This window comes from Streptomyces sp. NPDC050528 (assembly GCF_044457795.1).
GTDB lineage: Bacteria > Actinomycetota > Actinomycetes > Streptomycetales > Streptomycetaceae > Streptomyces.
The window spans coordinates 150,951-164,379 of record NZ_JBITHH010000021.1 but is presented as its reverse complement, the minus strand read 5'-3'; the positions used below and the strand labels follow the sequence as shown (position 1 = coordinate 164,379).

The 13,429-nt window shown below is 68.9% G+C and carries 15 protein-coding genes; 9 read left to right on the top strand and 6 right to left on the bottom strand.

Features of this window, described 5'->3' with window-relative positions:
• Positions 1 to 17 precede the first annotated feature (17 nt).
• Positions 18 to 1,781 (top strand): VWA domain-containing protein, encoded by a 1,764-nt coding sequence (locus ACIBK4_RS47700; RefSeq protein WP_399005959.1) that lies wholly within the window; start codon positions 18 to 20, stop codon positions 1,779 to 1,781.
• A 157-nt stretch (positions 1,782 to 1,938) separates the two neighbouring features.
• Positions 1,939 to 3,663, top strand: coding sequence for a methionine--tRNA ligase (gene metG / locus ACIBK4_RS47695; protein ID WP_399005957.1), 1,725 nt, complete (start codon positions 1,939 to 1,941; stop codon positions 3,661 to 3,663).
• Positions 3,664 to 3,694: 31 nt separating this feature from the next.
• Here metG and ACIBK4_RS47690 read toward each other — a convergent pair whose 3' ends face one another.
• On the bottom strand, positions 3,695 to 4,435 hold the full coding sequence (locus ACIBK4_RS47690) for an SDR family NAD(P)-dependent oxidoreductase (protein WP_399005955.1): 741 nt from the start codon (positions 4,433 to 4,435) through the stop codon (positions 3,695 to 3,697).
• 181 nt (positions 4,436 to 4,616) lie between these two features.
• Here ACIBK4_RS47690 and ACIBK4_RS47685 point away from each other — a divergent pair, with 181 nt between their 5' ends.
• The 3 genes from ACIBK4_RS47685 to ACIBK4_RS47675 all read left to right on the top strand — a co-directional run bounded on the left by ACIBK4_RS47685 (position 4,617) and on the right by ACIBK4_RS47675 (position 7,330).
• Complete coding sequence (locus ACIBK4_RS47685) at positions 4,617 to 5,276, top strand: TetR/AcrR family transcriptional regulator (protein ID WP_399005953.1); 660 nt, start codon at positions 4,617 to 4,619, stop codon at positions 5,274 to 5,276.
• A gap of 46 nt (positions 5,277 to 5,322) precedes the next feature.
• Complete coding sequence (locus tag ACIBK4_RS47680) at positions 5,323 to 5,799, top strand: hypothetical protein (RefSeq protein ID WP_399005951.1); 477 nt, start codon at positions 5,323 to 5,325, stop codon at positions 5,797 to 5,799.
• A 94-nt stretch (positions 5,800 to 5,893) separates the two neighbouring features.
• Positions 5,894 to 7,330 carry a VCBS repeat-containing protein gene (locus tag ACIBK4_RS47675; protein WP_399005949.1) on the top strand — a complete coding sequence of 479 codons (1,437 nt, stop codon included), beginning with the start codon at positions 5,894 to 5,896 and terminating at the stop codon, positions 7,328 to 7,330.
• A gap of 22 nt (positions 7,331 to 7,352) precedes the next feature.
• On the opposite strand, the gene ACIBK4_RS47670 is transcribed toward ACIBK4_RS47675, so the two are convergent.
• Entirely contained in the window at positions 7,353 to 8,726 is a 1,374-nt protein-coding gene (locus ACIBK4_RS47670) for a polysaccharide lyase family 1 protein (protein ID WP_399005947.1), read from the bottom strand.
• 92 nt (positions 8,727 to 8,818) lie between these two features.
• Between ACIBK4_RS47670 and ACIBK4_RS47665 the strand changes: the two genes are divergently transcribed.
• Complete coding sequence (locus ACIBK4_RS47665) at positions 8,819 to 8,986, top strand: hypothetical protein (RefSeq protein ID WP_399005945.1); 168 nt, start codon at positions 8,819 to 8,821, stop codon at positions 8,984 to 8,986.
• Between the two features lie 25 nt (positions 8,987 to 9,011).
• Here ACIBK4_RS47665 and ACIBK4_RS47660 read toward each other — a convergent pair whose 3' ends face one another.
• From ACIBK4_RS47660 to ACIBK4_RS47650, 3 genes are read right to left on the bottom strand one after another with little or no spacing between them, the layout of a single operon-like run.
• Positions 9,012 to 9,350 (bottom strand): DUF397 domain-containing protein, encoded by a 339-nt coding sequence (locus ACIBK4_RS47660; protein ID WP_399005943.1) that lies wholly within the window; start codon positions 9,348 to 9,350, stop codon positions 9,012 to 9,014.
• An 18-nt stretch (positions 9,351 to 9,368) separates the two neighbouring features.
• Positions 9,369 to 9,548: a DUF397 domain-containing protein gene (locus ACIBK4_RS47655; protein WP_399005941.1), complete on the bottom strand. Its 180-nt coding sequence runs from the start codon at positions 9,546 to 9,548 to the stop codon at positions 9,369 to 9,371.
• Between the two features lie 2 nt (positions 9,549 to 9,550).
• Complete coding sequence (locus ACIBK4_RS47650; protein ID WP_399005939.1) at positions 9,551 to 10,399, bottom strand: helix-turn-helix domain-containing protein; 849 nt, start codon at positions 10,397 to 10,399, stop codon at positions 9,551 to 9,553.
• Positions 10,400 to 10,616: 217 nt separating this feature from the next.
• Here ACIBK4_RS47650 and ACIBK4_RS47645 point away from each other — a divergent pair, with 217 nt between their 5' ends.
• The 3 genes from ACIBK4_RS47645 (at position 10,617) to ACIBK4_RS47635 (ending at position 12,855) form a co-directional block, all read left to right on the top strand.
• Complete coding sequence (locus ACIBK4_RS47645; protein ID WP_399005937.1) at positions 10,617 to 11,039, top strand: ATP-binding protein; 423 nt, start codon at positions 10,617 to 10,619, stop codon at positions 11,037 to 11,039.
• A gap of 80 nt (positions 11,040 to 11,119) precedes the next feature.
• The gene (locus tag ACIBK4_RS47640) at positions 11,120 to 12,022 is read left to right on the top strand and encodes a hypothetical protein (RefSeq protein WP_399005935.1); all 903 of its coding nucleotides are present in this window, start codon (positions 11,120 to 11,122) and stop codon (positions 12,020 to 12,022) included.
• A 41-nt stretch (positions 12,023 to 12,063) separates the two neighbouring features.
• Positions 12,064 to 12,855: a hypothetical protein gene (locus tag ACIBK4_RS47635; protein WP_399005933.1), complete on the top strand. Its 792-nt coding sequence runs from the start codon at positions 12,064 to 12,066 to the stop codon at positions 12,853 to 12,855.
• 13 nt (positions 12,856 to 12,868) lie between these two features.
• On the opposite strand, the gene ACIBK4_RS47630 is transcribed toward ACIBK4_RS47635, so the two are convergent.
• Positions 12,869 to 13,243, bottom strand: coding sequence for a hypothetical protein (locus ACIBK4_RS47630; RefSeq protein WP_399005931.1), 375 nt, complete (start codon positions 13,241 to 13,243; stop codon positions 12,869 to 12,871).
• Positions 13,244 to 13,429: the final 186 nt, after the last annotated feature.

The following is a 13,429-nucleotide window of genomic DNA, read 5'->3' as shown; positions in this document are numbered from 1 at the left end:
CGCGAAGGGTTGCGCACATGGGCATTCTCACTCTCCTGCGGAATGCATTCGGCAGGTCACGCAAGGAGCGTGCCGCCGAAGCAGAGGGTGCGGAACGCACTCCTTCGCAAGAGCAGCCGACCACGGTGGAACCGGACGCGAAGGTCCCGTCCCCGTCCCCGGAACCCGACCTCACGTCCACCCCGGCCCCGTCACCTGCGGCCACGGCCACGGTCCCGGAGCCCCGTCCGTCCTCCACCCTGGACGACGACGAACACGAGCTGGTGGCCCTGGCCTTCGACAACGTGTCGGTCCCCAAGCCGGCGGTGTCGGCGGAGGGGGTGGAGGGTAGCGGGGGTGCGGCTGAGCCGGTGACTGAGGCTGCGGCCGCGGCGACTGCCGAGCCGGTTGCGGAGGCTGCGGTTGAGCCGGCCACTGAAGTTGCGGTTGAGCCGGTGACCGAGGCTGTTGCCGAGCCGACTGCTGAGGCTGTTGTTGAGCCCGTGACCGAAGAGGTTGCCGAGCCGGTGACCGAGGCTGTTGTTGAGCCGGTTGCGGAGGCGGAGGCGGTTGCTGAGCCGGTTGCTGACGTAGAGGTCGCGCCTGCGGCTGAGGTGACGCCCGAGGCCGAGCCGGTTGTCGAGCCGGTGGCGGAGGCCGAGCCGGTCAGTGAGCCTGAGTCTGCGGCTGAGGTGGCGCCGGAGGTCGAGCCCGAGGTGGAGGCGGTTGCCGAGGTCACGCCGGAAGCGGAGGTCGAGGCTGTCGTAGAGCCCGCCGCTGCTCCGGAGACGGAGGCGGTCGCGGTTGAGGAGAGCGCCCCCGAGGCGGAGCCCGTAGCCGAGCCGGTGGTCGACGAGGTGTCGGAGTCGGTCGTGGCCGAGGCCACTGCCGCTGAACCCGTTGCTGAATCCGCTCCGGAATCCGTGGCGGAGCCGGTTGCTGAACCCGTCGCGGAGCCCGCTGCTGAACCTGTTACTGAACCCATTGCTGAACCCGCAGCGGAACCTGTTGCCGCAGCCGCGGAACCCGCGGTCGCAGAACCCGTAGCCGTTGCAGCCGCCGACGGGGCCGCGGCCGCCGATGGCGGGGACGCCCCACAGGGGCCACCCGCACTCGACGACGAAAGCATCACGGGCGGTGCGGGTGGGGAAACCATCGGGGCCGAGGGCGTAGCCGAGGCCGTGGGGACCGGTTCCGCCGCGCTCGCGATCGCCAAGGCCAATCTCACCGGTACCCGAGCGAAGCTCTACCTCGTCCTGGACCGCTCCGCGAGCATGCGCCCGTACTACAAGGACGGTTCCGCCCAGGCCCTCGCCGACCAGACCCTCGCCCTGGCGACCCACCTGGACCCCGACCCCACCCCCACCGTCCACGTCGTCTTCTTCTCCACCGAGGTCGACGGCACGACAGACCTCACCCCCACCTCCCCCGAGAACGCGATCGACGACGCCCACGCCGGCCTCGGCCGCATGGGCCGCACCAGCTACCACGCCGCCGTAGAAGCCGTACTCACGCACTACGACAAGAACGCCACCCCCGGCACCCCCGCCCTCGTCGTCTTCCAGACGGACGGCGCCCCGGACGCGAAGACCCCGGCCACCCAGTCCCTCACGGACGCCGCGAAGTCCCACGCCTCCGTGTTCTTCTCGTTCGTCGCGTTCGGCGACCACGACAACAAGGCCTTCGACTACCTCCGCAAGCTGAAGACCGACAACACGGCCTTCTTCCACGCGGGCCCGACCCCCTTGGAGCTCACGGACGCCGAGCTCTACGACGGCGTACTGATCGACTGGCGCCCGTAACCACAGAGCGGTACCGCAGGACCACGTGCCGCCCGCTTCCACCCCGTAAAACGGGAGGCGGGCGGCACACCCATGTCGGCTACGATTTCAAGGTTCGCAAGACGCGTTCGCACAACACGGAACGCACCAGCCAGACCGACCTGGGAGCAGCCCCCCAATGGCTCGACACCTCATCACCAGCGCCCTTCCGTACATCAACGGGATCAAGCACCTGGGCAACATGGTGGGGTCCATGCTCCCGGCGGACGTGTACTCCCGCTACCTCCGCCAGCGCGGCCACGACGTCCTCTACATCTGCGCGACGGACGAACACGGCACCCCGGCTGAGCTCGCCGCGAAGGAGCAGGGCCTCCCCGTAGCCGAGTTCTGCGCACAGGCGCACGACGCGCAGAAGGCGGTCTACGACGGCTTCGCGCTGGCCTTCGACTACTTCGGCCGCAGCTCGTCCCCCCAGAACCGCGAGATCACCCAGCACTTCGCCCGCCGCCTGAACGAGAACGGCTTCATCGAAGAGCGCGCGATCCGCCAGGTCTACAGCCCGACCGACGGCCGTTTCCTCCCGGACCGCTACGTCGAGGGCACGTGCCCGCACTGCGGCTACGACAAGGCCCGCGGCGACCAGTGCGAGAACTGCACCCGCGTCCTGGACCCGACCGACCTGATCAACCCGCGCTCGGCGATCTCGGGCTCCACGGACCTGGAGGTGCGGGAGACCAAGCACCTCTTCCTCCTCCAGTCGAAGCTCCAGAACGAGGTCGAGGAGTGGGTCGCGGCCCACGAGGAGGAGTGGCCGCAGCTGGCGTCCTCCATCGCCCGCAAGTGGCTCACCGAGGGCCTGCACGACCGCGCGATCACCCGCGACCTGGACTGGGGCGTCCCGGTCCCCGCCGACACCTGGCCGGAGCTGGCGGCGGAGGGCAAGGTCTTCTACGTCTGGTTCGACGCCCCGATCGAGTACATCGGCGCGACGAAGGAATGGTCGGACGAGGACCCGGAGAACCGCGACTGGAAGTCCTGGTGGTACGAGTCGGACCAGGGCGAGAACCCGGTCCGCTACACGGAGTTCATGGCGAAGGACAACGTCCCGTTCCACACGGTGATGTTCCCGGCCACCGAACTCGGCATCCGCGAGCCGTGGAAGAAGGTCGACTACGTCAAGGCCTTCAACTGGCTGACGTACTACGGCGGCAAGTTCTCCACGTCCCAGAAGCGCGGTGTCTTCACCGACCAGGCCCTGGACATCCTCCCGGCGGACTACTGGCGCTACTTCCTCATCGCCAACGCCCCCGAGTCCGACGACTCGTCGTTCACCTGGGAGCACTTCACCGCCACGGTGAACAAGGACCTGGCCGACACCCTCGGCAACTTCGTCAACCGCGTCCTCTCCTTCTCGAAGAAGCGCTTCGGCGACGAGGTCCCGGCGGGCGCGGCGGCAGGCGAGCCGGAGACCAAGCTGGGCGAACAGATCGCGGACCTGCTCGCCGAGTACGAGACCCAGATGGAGGCCCTCCAGTTCCGCAAGGCCGCGGCGGCACTCCGCGCCCTGTGGTCGGCGGGCAACTCCTACCTGGAGGAAAAGGCCCCCTGGCTGGAGATCAAGACCGACCCGGAGGCCGCCGCCCTCACGCTCCGCACCGCGATGAACCTGATCCACCTCTACGCGGTGGTCTCGGAACCCTTCATCCCGTCCTCGTCGGCGGCCATGCGAGCGGCCTTCGACCTGAAGGACGACACCGCGACCTGGGTCTCGGCCGAAGAGGCCCGCGCCCTCACCGCCGTCCCCGCAGGCACCCCCTTCACCGTCCCCCCGGTCCTCTTCGCGAAGTTGACGGACGAGGACCTGGAGACGTACAAGGAGCGCTTCGGCGGCGACCAGGGCTGACGAGGACCGCGGCCGACCTGGTCGCGGCTCCTCACCCGAACACGCTGAACGTCTCCTCCGCCCGATCTCGCCGCGCCGCCAACTCCCAGGCGGCGTCGGCGATTTCGTCGGGGTCCAGCGTCCGGTCACCGACGTTCCCGAACCGCTCGGGGTCCGCGGTGATCAGCTGGTGGATGTCACCCCGCTCGATGAGCCCGCCGATGCACAGGTTGCCGACGTAGATCTTCTGGTCGGCGAGCGCGGCGTTGAGGGTCAGGGCGTAGTTGCGCAGGCCGGCGGACGACACCGCGAGCGCGCCGAGCGTGGGCATCGGCACCACGGCACTGAGCCCGCCCGCGAACACCAGCGCGCCCCCGCCCCGCTCGACCATGCCGGGCAGCACCTTGTTCACCACGTCCACGGCCGGATACATCCAGCTCATCGCCTCCCGGACGTCGGCCGAGTCGGTCTCGGTGATCGACTTGGGGCGCGCGTCGAGGTCGAGGGCGCCCGGCCCGTAGTAGACGGTGTCGATGTGCCCGTACCGCTCCGCGACGGCGTCGAGAACCGACCCGAGCTGCTCACCGTCGCGCACATCGGCGACGTAGGAGACGGCCTCGATTCCCTTGGCGGCGAGCGACGCGACGTAACCGGCGTGCCGGGTGTCGCTGCGGGACACCAGCGCCACCGCGTATCCCTCGCGGCCGAAGCGGTGGGCGATGGACATGCCGAGGCCGGGGCCGACCCCGATGACGACGGCGACCTTGGTTTCTTCCGATGCGGAGGGGGACATGACGGTGCCCTTCGGGTCGGGTTCAGATTCGGGTTCAGATTCGGGTTCGGGTTCACGTTCCGGTGAACAACTTGTCCCGGTGAATAACTTGAGGGTTGTCTCAACTTCACCTCTCCCGACCGTAGCACGGAACATGAGGGCAGCCTCAGGTTTAGTGCCACGGGTTCCGTATGATGAGGACATGCACGAGCCCGCGCCCGCCCCTACGGCCGCCAGCCCCAAGCCCCTACGGGCCGACGCCGCGCGCAACCGGGCCAAACTCCTCGCCGCCGCGACGGAGTTGTTCGGTGAGCGGGGTCTGGACGCGTCGCTGGAGGAGATCGCCCGGCGGGCCGGGGTCAGCATCGGGACGCTGTACAACCACTTCCCGACCCGGGAGGCGTTCTGGGAGGCGATCTTCCCGGCGCGGCTGGCGGCGTTGGACCAGATCACCGAGACGGCGCTGGCGGCCCCGGACCCCTGGGACGGTTTCGTCGCGTACCTGGAGGGACTGTTCGCGCTCCAGGCCGAGGACCACGGCCTCAACGACGCGCTGGCGCGGCGGTTCCGGGCGGCGGGGGAGGTCGAACAGGCCTGCAACCGCGGGTTCCGGCTCGCGGAGCTGCTCATCCAACGGGCCCGGGACAGCGGGCAGTTGCGCCCCGATTTCGAGCCGGAGGACCTGGTCACGCTGATCTGGGCGATGTCCCAGGTGATCCGTGAGTCGATGGCGACCGCGCCCGACACCTGGCGCCGCTGCCTGGCGTTCTTCCTCGACGGCCTGCGGGCTGGTGCGGCGCATCCCATCGCGGTGCCACCATTGACCCCGGGTCAACTCAGCGAGGTTATGCGGGCTCGGTGACGGACCCCGACGTAGACGTGTTCGCGCCAACCCGTAAGGTGCCGCCATGGCAGTCCCCGAGGTCATCCCGATCGCCTACGACCCGAATCAGCGCAGCGGGGCCGTCGGCCGCTACGCGGACGGTCAGTTCCTGGCGTCGGTCACCTACGCGTTCCCCCAGGGTTTCCGTCCCGGCGACGGCTGGGAAGAGCAGAAACGTCTCTACACGGTGCTCCACACCTTCGACGCCGCGGGCCGCTACCGCGACTCGGAGATCTGGTGCGCCGGCACCTGGGCACAGCAGCAGAGCGCCCCCGACGGCGACGGTTCGGTCCTCTCCCAGGCCCGCATCCACCTGGCGAAACTGCTCCGCGCCCTCCCCCGCCGCAGCTACACCGACATCGCGGTCCGCCCCTTCCAACGCACCGTCGACGGCGTCCTGTTCGGCCTGCTGGTCGAGGAGGACGAGGACGGCAGCTGGGCCGAGCTGTACCCGGACCGACACGCCTTCGGGCCGCCTTGGGACGGGACGTACGACAGCTGAGTCCCCACCCCCAACTCCCTTACAGCCAGGGGCTTTACACTGCACGCCTGGTGTCGGCGCACAGGGGGTGCGCCTGGGGTGGGAGGGGACTCGCATGAGCAACTCGAAGGCGTACGGCGGAAGATGGAGGGCCGTGGCGGTCGTCGCCGCGGCCCTGGTCGGCGGGACACTGCTGCCCGCCGCGCCCGCACTCGCCGTGCACGGAGCGGTCCCCGGCGACTTCAACGGCGACGGATACCGCGACGCCGTCCTGCCCGCGCCGGGCGCGAACGTGGCCGGCAAGGAGGCGGCGGGCGCGGTCGTCGTCCTGTACGGGTCCTCGTCGGGCCTCTCGGCCGCCCACCGCAAGACGATCACCCAGAACACCGCCGGGGTACCGGGCACCGCGGAGACGGGCGACGCCTTCGGCTCCGCCACCGCGACGGCCGACCTCAACCGCGACGGCTACGCCGACCTCGTGGTCTCCGCACCGTACGAGGACACGCCCCGCGGCAAGGACGCGGGCCTGGTCACCGTGTTGTGGGGCGGCAAGAACGGGCTGACGACGGCGACCGACCTGCCGGCGCGGTCGGACTTCCTGGAGCGGTACGGCACCGACGTGGCCGCGGTGAGCATCGGCGCCGGCTCGAAGACGCAGGTCGCGGTCGCCGGATCGGACGGTGTCATGGTCTTCAAGGGACCCTTCAGCCGCACCGGCACCTTCGGTTCGACCGCACCCGACCAGAACACCGCCTCCCCGGCGAGCGTCGCGCTCGGCGACTTCGACGGCAACGCCGTGCTCGACCTGGCCGTCACCACCGTAGGCCTCAGCGACCTGAGCGGTGGCGAGGTCTACGTCGACCCGGCCACCACCCTCATGAAGCCGAAGCAGGGCAACGGGTTCATCGCCGCCTCGGGAGACGTCAACGGCGACGGGTACGCCGATCTCGTGGTCGGCGACCCCCTCGACCCCTATGTCGCCGGTGTGGACGGCGCGTTGGGCGGACGCGTACTGGTCTACTACGGCACGGCGAGGGGTATCGCGGAGAGCGCCGAACCCGTGCAGCTCACCCAGGACACCGCCGGGGTGCCCGGCGCGAGCGAGAAGGAAGACGAGTTCGGCGCCGCCCTGGCCGTGGCCGACCTCAACCGGGACGGGCTCGCCGACATCGTCGTCGGCGTCCCGTCCGAAGGTGTCGCCGGCAAGGGCAGGGCCGGAGCGGTGACCGTGATCCCCGGCCGCCGCACGGGCGCGCTCGGCGCGGGCGCCTATTCGTTCACCCAGGACACGGCGGGCGTCCCCGGCGCCTCCGAGACCGACGACTTCTTCGGTACGACGGTCTCGGTCGGGGACGTCAACAACGACGGCAAGCCGGAGCTGTTCGTGAGCGCGGCGGGCGAGAACCTGGACACGGGTGCCGTCTGGGTCGTGCCCGGGGGCACCTCCCGCCCGACGGCCACGGGCACCAAGCTGTTCACCGCCCCCGCGGTCGGCCTCACCCAGAAGAGCGTCACGTTCCTGGGCGGGTACGGGCTGCTCGGGCTGATCTGAGGCAACGGCCCTTCGCCGCAGGCTACTTGAGGATGCCGGCCCCGGTCGTGGTGGCGAGTTCCGTCGGCAGGTTCTTGGCGGAGGTCTCCAGCCCGGCCGTGAGGGTCGGCGTCCAGTTCACGGTGGTCTTCAGCTTCTTGGAGTTGGCGGCGTTGTAGGCGGCGACGAGGTCGGTCGCCGTCCCGTTGACGAGGTTGCCGCCACCGGCGATGGACCCGGTCCCGTCACCGCTGAACAGCTTGGCGACCTTCTGACTGGCGGGAATCTTCCAGTAGTTGTCCTCGGCGACGACCTGCGCCTTGGCACGCGAGTTGACGCTGTACTGGAGGACGTACCCGTTGAGGTTCGTGGTGTCGTAGAAGTTGTTGTAGATGTGAATCTGCCCGATCCGGGCCAGCGGGGCGCGCTGCACGATGCCCTTCCACACGTTGTGGTGGATGGAGACGCGCAGCTTGCCGACGCTGTCGGTGTCGCTGGAGCCGATGAGCATCGTCTTGTCGTGGTTGGTGAACTGGTTCCGCTCGACGGTCACCAGGTCCGAGCCCTTGGTGATGTCGAGGTCGCCGTCATGGATCTGGTACTGACGCCCGTAGTACGTCGGGTCGGAGGTGTCGAGCCCAGGCGCATCGGTGAACGTGTTGTGATCGGCCCACACATGCGTGGCACCGCGCAGGGTCACGGCGTCGTACTGCGAGTTCCAGTTCCCGCTGTCCCCGTCGGTCGGGTCCCACTGCGGGAAGCAGTCCTGCGTGGCGGCGAAGGTCAGGTTCCGCACGATGACGTTGTCCACGCTCTGCACCTGCAACATCCCACCGGTGATCCCGGCGTTGGTGCCGGGCACGCCCACGACGGTCGTGTTGGCGGGCACCCGGAAGATGACGTTCTTCCCCTGCTTGGCCTGCGCCGCCGCCCGCGCCTTCTCCTGCGTACCGGAGGGCAGCTTGGAGCGGCCATAGGTGGAGGGGTCGAAGGCCTTGAGATAGGCGGCCAGCGAGTAGCCAGTGCCGGAGGAGTAGTCGGCGCACGTCAGCTTCTTGCCGGAGTCGTCGGTATTGGCGTCGATCGTGCCCTTGATCTTCACGATACGGGGCGTCGTGTCACTCGCGGACCCCAACGCCTTCACGAGCTGCGCGCGGGTGCTCACGGTGAAGGTGTGCGCGGCATCGGCCTTCGCCCCACCGGTGGTACCGGCCCCGGACGACGCCCAGCCGTCCTTGGCCGCGAGCGTCTGGTGGTACAGGTCGACGGCGGTCGCGGTGGTACTGGCGGCGTTCGCGTTGAGCACGAGAATGCCGGCGCCGATACCTGCGGCGGCTGCGGCAGCGGTGACGACGACGGTCCGGCGCTTGCGGAGGGACCGGCGGTGCGAAGGGGCGGGTGAAGCGGTGGCGGCCACGGGGGAGTCCTTAAGTGCGTGTGCGGTGTGGGGGGTTACGACTCCTCAGTGGCCGTGGGGATCAAGAAGGTTGCCGTGAGCCGCCAACTTTCTTGATCCCGAGCACAGTTACGACGTACGACCCACCACTGGGCACGAGCGGCTGGAACCAGTACGAAGTCCTGACGTCCTCCGGCGACATCACCGGCGACGGCAAGGGGTCGTTCGAGGCCCGGGTGAAGATCGCGACCGGCTGGGGCGGCTACAAGTCGCTGTCGTAGGACAGTGCCGATGAGCGCCCGGGGTTCAGTGCCCCCGGGCGCTTGCGATGGGGGCGAGGCGGTGGAGTAACGCGGCGAGGGTGGTGGGGGTGAGGTGGAGTAGTCGGGCGGGGGTGTCGCTCTCGCGGAGGAGCAACTCGCCTTCGAGTGCCGCCACTTCCACGCAGTTGGCTCCGTCGTGCCCGTTGGAGAAGCTGGATTTCTGCCACTGAACGACGGCAGCAAGGCTGCTGGGAGCGACGCGGAGTGTTCGACCGGGGTTGTCGCTCTCGCGCAGCAACAACTCGGCGTCACCACAAGCGACTTCCACGCACTCGTTGCCGTCTCCGCCGCCGGAGAACGAGGACTTCTGCCACTGGATCACGGCGTGCAGATCCTTCCACTATCGCGGGTCGGCTCCAAGATGACGCAGGAGTCCGGCAAGGCTGATGGCCGTAACGGGGAGTATTCGACTCGGGTCGTCGCTCTCGCGGAGCAGCAACGCGGCGTCAGTGTGCGCGAGTTCGACGCAGGAGGACCCGTCCGAGCCGCTTGAGAAGGTGGACTTCTGCCACTGGATCACGGCTACAGCTCCTTGATGAGACGGTGGACGAAGTCCCGCGACGGGGCGGGCTCCAGCGAGGCCGACTCCACTTTACGGAAGAGCGTTCGCATCGCCTGAAGCTGTGCGGCCGCATCCACGAACGCCGCTCCGGACGGAGTGTCCTTCTGCACGGTGTCCAGCGCCGGTACGCGTCCGCCTCCGTACAACAGCGCAGCACTCGCACCTCCGAACCCGTCGACGTCGAACGGGATCACGCGCACGGTGACACCAGGGCGCTCGGACTGCCTTAGCAGTTGGTCGAGTTGATCCCGGGCCACGCGCCGATCGGCGACCCGTGTCCGCAGGACGGACTCGTGCAACACAGCCGTGTACGGCGACTCGCCGTCTCTCGCCAGGACCGCCCCACGATGCATACGGTGCGCGACTCTCGCCTCCAGTTCGCTCGCCGGGAGTTCCGGCCGCCAGTAGGTGAAAACGGCACGTGCGTACTCCTCGGTCTGCAGGGGTCCCGTCACATGCGCGGTACCGATCTCCTGGACGAAGGTCGCGTGGTACTCCAGCTCCGCCAAGTCCAGAAATGACGGCGGGAGGATGTCCCGGTACTCCTCCCACCATCCATCGCTGCGCTCCGTCGCCATCTCCACCAGCGCATCGATCAACTGGGTATCTGCACAGGTGTATTGAGCCGCGATCCGCCGCAACCGCGCCTCACTGACACCGGCGACCCCCGACTCGATCTGGCTCATCGTCACCGAGATGGTGCCCAGCGACTCCGCCGCCTGGCGCGCCGTCAGACCCGCCGCCTCACGCAGCCTGCGCAACTCCCGCCCCAGCCGCCGCTGTCGGGCTGTCGGCTGCTTCCGTGGCACCTACGCCTCCCGCTTCCACCACATTGGGTGACCAGGTTACGACAACAGGTTGCGCCGTACTAACTTTATTCTCTACCGTCAGTGACGCGACGCACACCCTGCGGAACCCCGGGACCCCGGAAGCGCACCGCCCCGCCATGCCATGCCGGCCGCGACAAGCCACCGCCCACCGATCCGCAGTACACGCCAACTCCCCCTCCCTGAGCAGGAGTCACGTATGCCCGAATCCAAAGAACCATCCGCGCCCTGGGAATACACCCTCACCATCCCCCACGACCTCCGCTCAGTCACCGTCTGCCGTCGCACCCTCCGCCTGATCCTGACGATGCACGGACTGATCGCCCTGGTAGACACCGCCGAACTCCTCGCAACGGAGCTGGTGGGCAACGCCGTACGCCACACGCAAGGTCCCGTGATCCTGCGGGTCTCCTGGAAACCCGGCACCCTCCGCATCGGCGCCTGGGACGCGAACCCCGAACCCCCGGAACCCCCAAGGGAGTTGGCCAAGCACCTGGACCTGGAGGAGGGCCGGGGTCTGGGCCTGGTCAGGGCCTGCGCCGACCTCTGGGGCTGGCAGCCGCTGTCCAGGAACGGCAGCAAGGGCAAGTACGTCTGGTGCGAACTGACCACGGCCGCCTGAACGTTCACTCGCCCCTCGAAAGAGTGAACCCCTCCCGATCGGCCGGACAACCCGGTCCTTGATCCACCTAGGTTGCGCACATGGTCACATCAACCCACGAGGCGACCCACCGGCTCTTCCAGGAACATCCGGAGGCCCTCACCCTCGTCTTCGAGTCGCTGGGCATTCCGCCGCCCGCCAAGTCGGACTTCGGCTCGATCACACCCGACGCCACCGAGATCCGGCCCTTGGAACGCCGCGTGGACACGGTGCTCAAGTTCGAACCCGCCATGGGAGAGAGCTTCCTGCTAGCCATCGAGTCCCAGACCAAGAAGGACCCGGACAAGGCGAAGAGCTGGGCCTATTACGTGGCGCACCTCAGCGCGAAGTACGACATGCCGGTGCTGCTGGTGGCCGTCTGCCGGGACCGGTCGACAGCGAAATGGGCAGCCGGCCCCTTCGAGTGCGCTGTCGGCCCATGGTCGACCCAGGTCACGAGGCCGTTCGTACTGGGGCCGGGCACCGTCCCTGTGATCAACGACGAGTCGTCGGTGACTCAGCAGCCGGCCCTGGCGGTGCTCTCGGCCATCGTCCATAGCGACGACCGGCGAGCGCCCGCCATACTGGAGACGCTGGCCCGCGGACTCCTGTCATTCGACCCGGACACCACGGCGTATTGGTTCGAAGTAACGGAAGTCGGCTTGGAGAACACTCCGGCCAAGGAGAAATGGAGAGAGCTGATGTCGAACGTCATCACCCACTTCCCGGGCCACGGGACGCTCTTCGAGGAGAAGTATCTGGAGGGCAAGACCGAGGATCGCGCCTCGCTGATCCTGCGCGTACTGGAGAAGCACGGCATCGACGTCCCCGACGACATCCGGGAACGCATCACCTCTTGCTCCGACCTCGACACCCTCACCCTCTGGTTCGACCGTTCCCTGACCGCCTCCACGGCGGAGGAGCTGTTCGTCGAGACCTCTGAAGATCCCCAGCCCGGTGCATAACCTGTCGTCGGAGCCGACAGTCAACGCATAGGCTCCCGCGCATGCCCGAACTCCCCAGCCTTCACGAAGCCACCGTCGACGCCATCGTCGGACGGATCGGTGGCGCGACGTTGCCCCTCCAGGAAGCCCACCGGGAGGGCGGTCACGCGACGCTGTTCTGGTTCAACGAACTCGTGGAGAGCGCACCGGACGGCGACGTCGTCCGGCAGTTCCTCGTGACGGCCGGGGAGTCCACCCGAGGGGTCGACTTCGCCGAGGTGACCATACGGCCGTCGCTGTGCGACCCGGCTCCGAGCGCCGAGAAGCTGGTCATGACCGACTTCGCCGAGAGCTGGACCCACCTGGGCGATCTGGGCGTCGCGATCATGCCCACCGCCGGTCTGCACGCGTACGCCGACCGCAAGGGCTGGCGCTGGAACACCGACGAGATAACCGACGGCATCGCGGCCAGGGACGGGGACATCGCGCGTATCGGCGCGGAACCCGTCGTAGCGTATGTCCTCGGTCATGACGTGGACCCTGACGGCGGTGCCCGTGATCAGGTCGCGGTGGTCGGGAAAGTCGCCCGCGCCGCCGACGGAACCGTGCGCTGGGGCGGCCGGCTCCCCCAAGGGTGCGTGGGCGCCCCGGTGTTCATGTCCGTCCCGCTCGACGACGACAGCTTCAAGCTGGTCTGCGTCGGAGTCGCGCTGCCGCCCGACGAGCACGGCTTCGGGCACCACCCGGTCGTCACCTTCGACGCGATACGGCAGGCCCTCGACGCACTCGGAGCCGAGGCTCCCGCGCCCGTCGTGCCGCCCCGCAAGCGACGCTGGTGGCAGCGCCGCAGCTGAACCCGCCGAACGCCTACGCCGCTACGGCGGCCACCCCCAGCGCCGCCCGCGCCGTAGCGACATGGCCAAGCCCCTCCTTGGCCACCCGCGTCGCCTCCGCGTACTCGCCCGCCGTGTGGGCCGCGGCCAGCTGCGCGCCCGCCGCGCGGTGGCACTCGGCGGCATCGGTCAGCGCTCGCGTCGCCGTCTCGCCCGCGCCCGCCCAGATCCGCGCCTCGGGGACCGACAGGCTCGCGCCGAGCCGCAGTACCCAGCCGCTGGCCTCGACCTCCGCGTCCAGGTCGGACAGGTCGGAGTCGCCGCGGGCCCGGCGCGAGCGACGCTGTGCGACGACGGCGAACGCCGCCCCGGCTATCAACAGCAGTGCGAGCAGCACGGCGTATCCCATCGCTTCCTCCAGGCCTTCACATGGTCACGGGCCGGGCGGATCCGACCCCGTACGTCCATGACACGCCCTGCCTCTGTGCAGGCACATCGATATTCCTGTGCGTCGGCTGCGAGGTTTCCATGGCGGTGAGCCGGGAGGGGCGTGGGAGGCGTGAAAGACGTACGGGGTCGGGATAGGCCGTGCCTT

Coding starts and splice junctions, on each gene's coding strand:
- ACIBK4_RS47645 (WP_399005937.1), top strand. CDS start 10,617: ATGCCCGAATCCAAAGAACCATCCGCGCCCTGGGAATACACCCTCACC.
- ACIBK4_RS47685 (WP_399005953.1), top strand. CDS start 4,617: ATGCACGAGCCCGCGCCCGCCCCTACGGCCGCCAGCCCCAAGCCCCTA.
- metG (WP_399005957.1), top strand. CDS start 1,939: ATGGCTCGACACCTCATCACCAGCGCCCTTCCGTACATCAACGGGATC.
- ACIBK4_RS47675 (WP_399005949.1), top strand. CDS start 5,894: ATGAGCAACTCGAAGGCGTACGGCGGAAGATGGAGGGCCGTGGCGGTC.
- ACIBK4_RS47630 (WP_399005931.1), bottom strand. CDS start 13,243: ATGGGATACGCCGTGCTGCTCGCACTGCTGTTGATAGCCGGGGCGGCG.
- ACIBK4_RS47700 (WP_399005959.1), top strand. CDS start 18: ATGGGCATTCTCACTCTCCTGCGGAATGCATTCGGCAGGTCACGCAAG.
- ACIBK4_RS47690 (WP_399005955.1), bottom strand. CDS start 4,435: ATGTCCCCCTCCGCATCGGAAGAAACCAAGGTCGCCGTCGTCATCGGG.
- ACIBK4_RS47635 (WP_399005933.1), top strand. CDS start 12,064: ATGCCCGAACTCCCCAGCCTTCACGAAGCCACCGTCGACGCCATCGTC.
- ACIBK4_RS47680 (WP_399005951.1), top strand. CDS start 5,323: ATGGCAGTCCCCGAGGTCATCCCGATCGCCTACGACCCGAATCAGCGC.
- ACIBK4_RS47640 (WP_399005935.1), top strand. CDS start 11,120: ATGGTCACATCAACCCACGAGGCGACCCACCGGCTCTTCCAGGAACAT.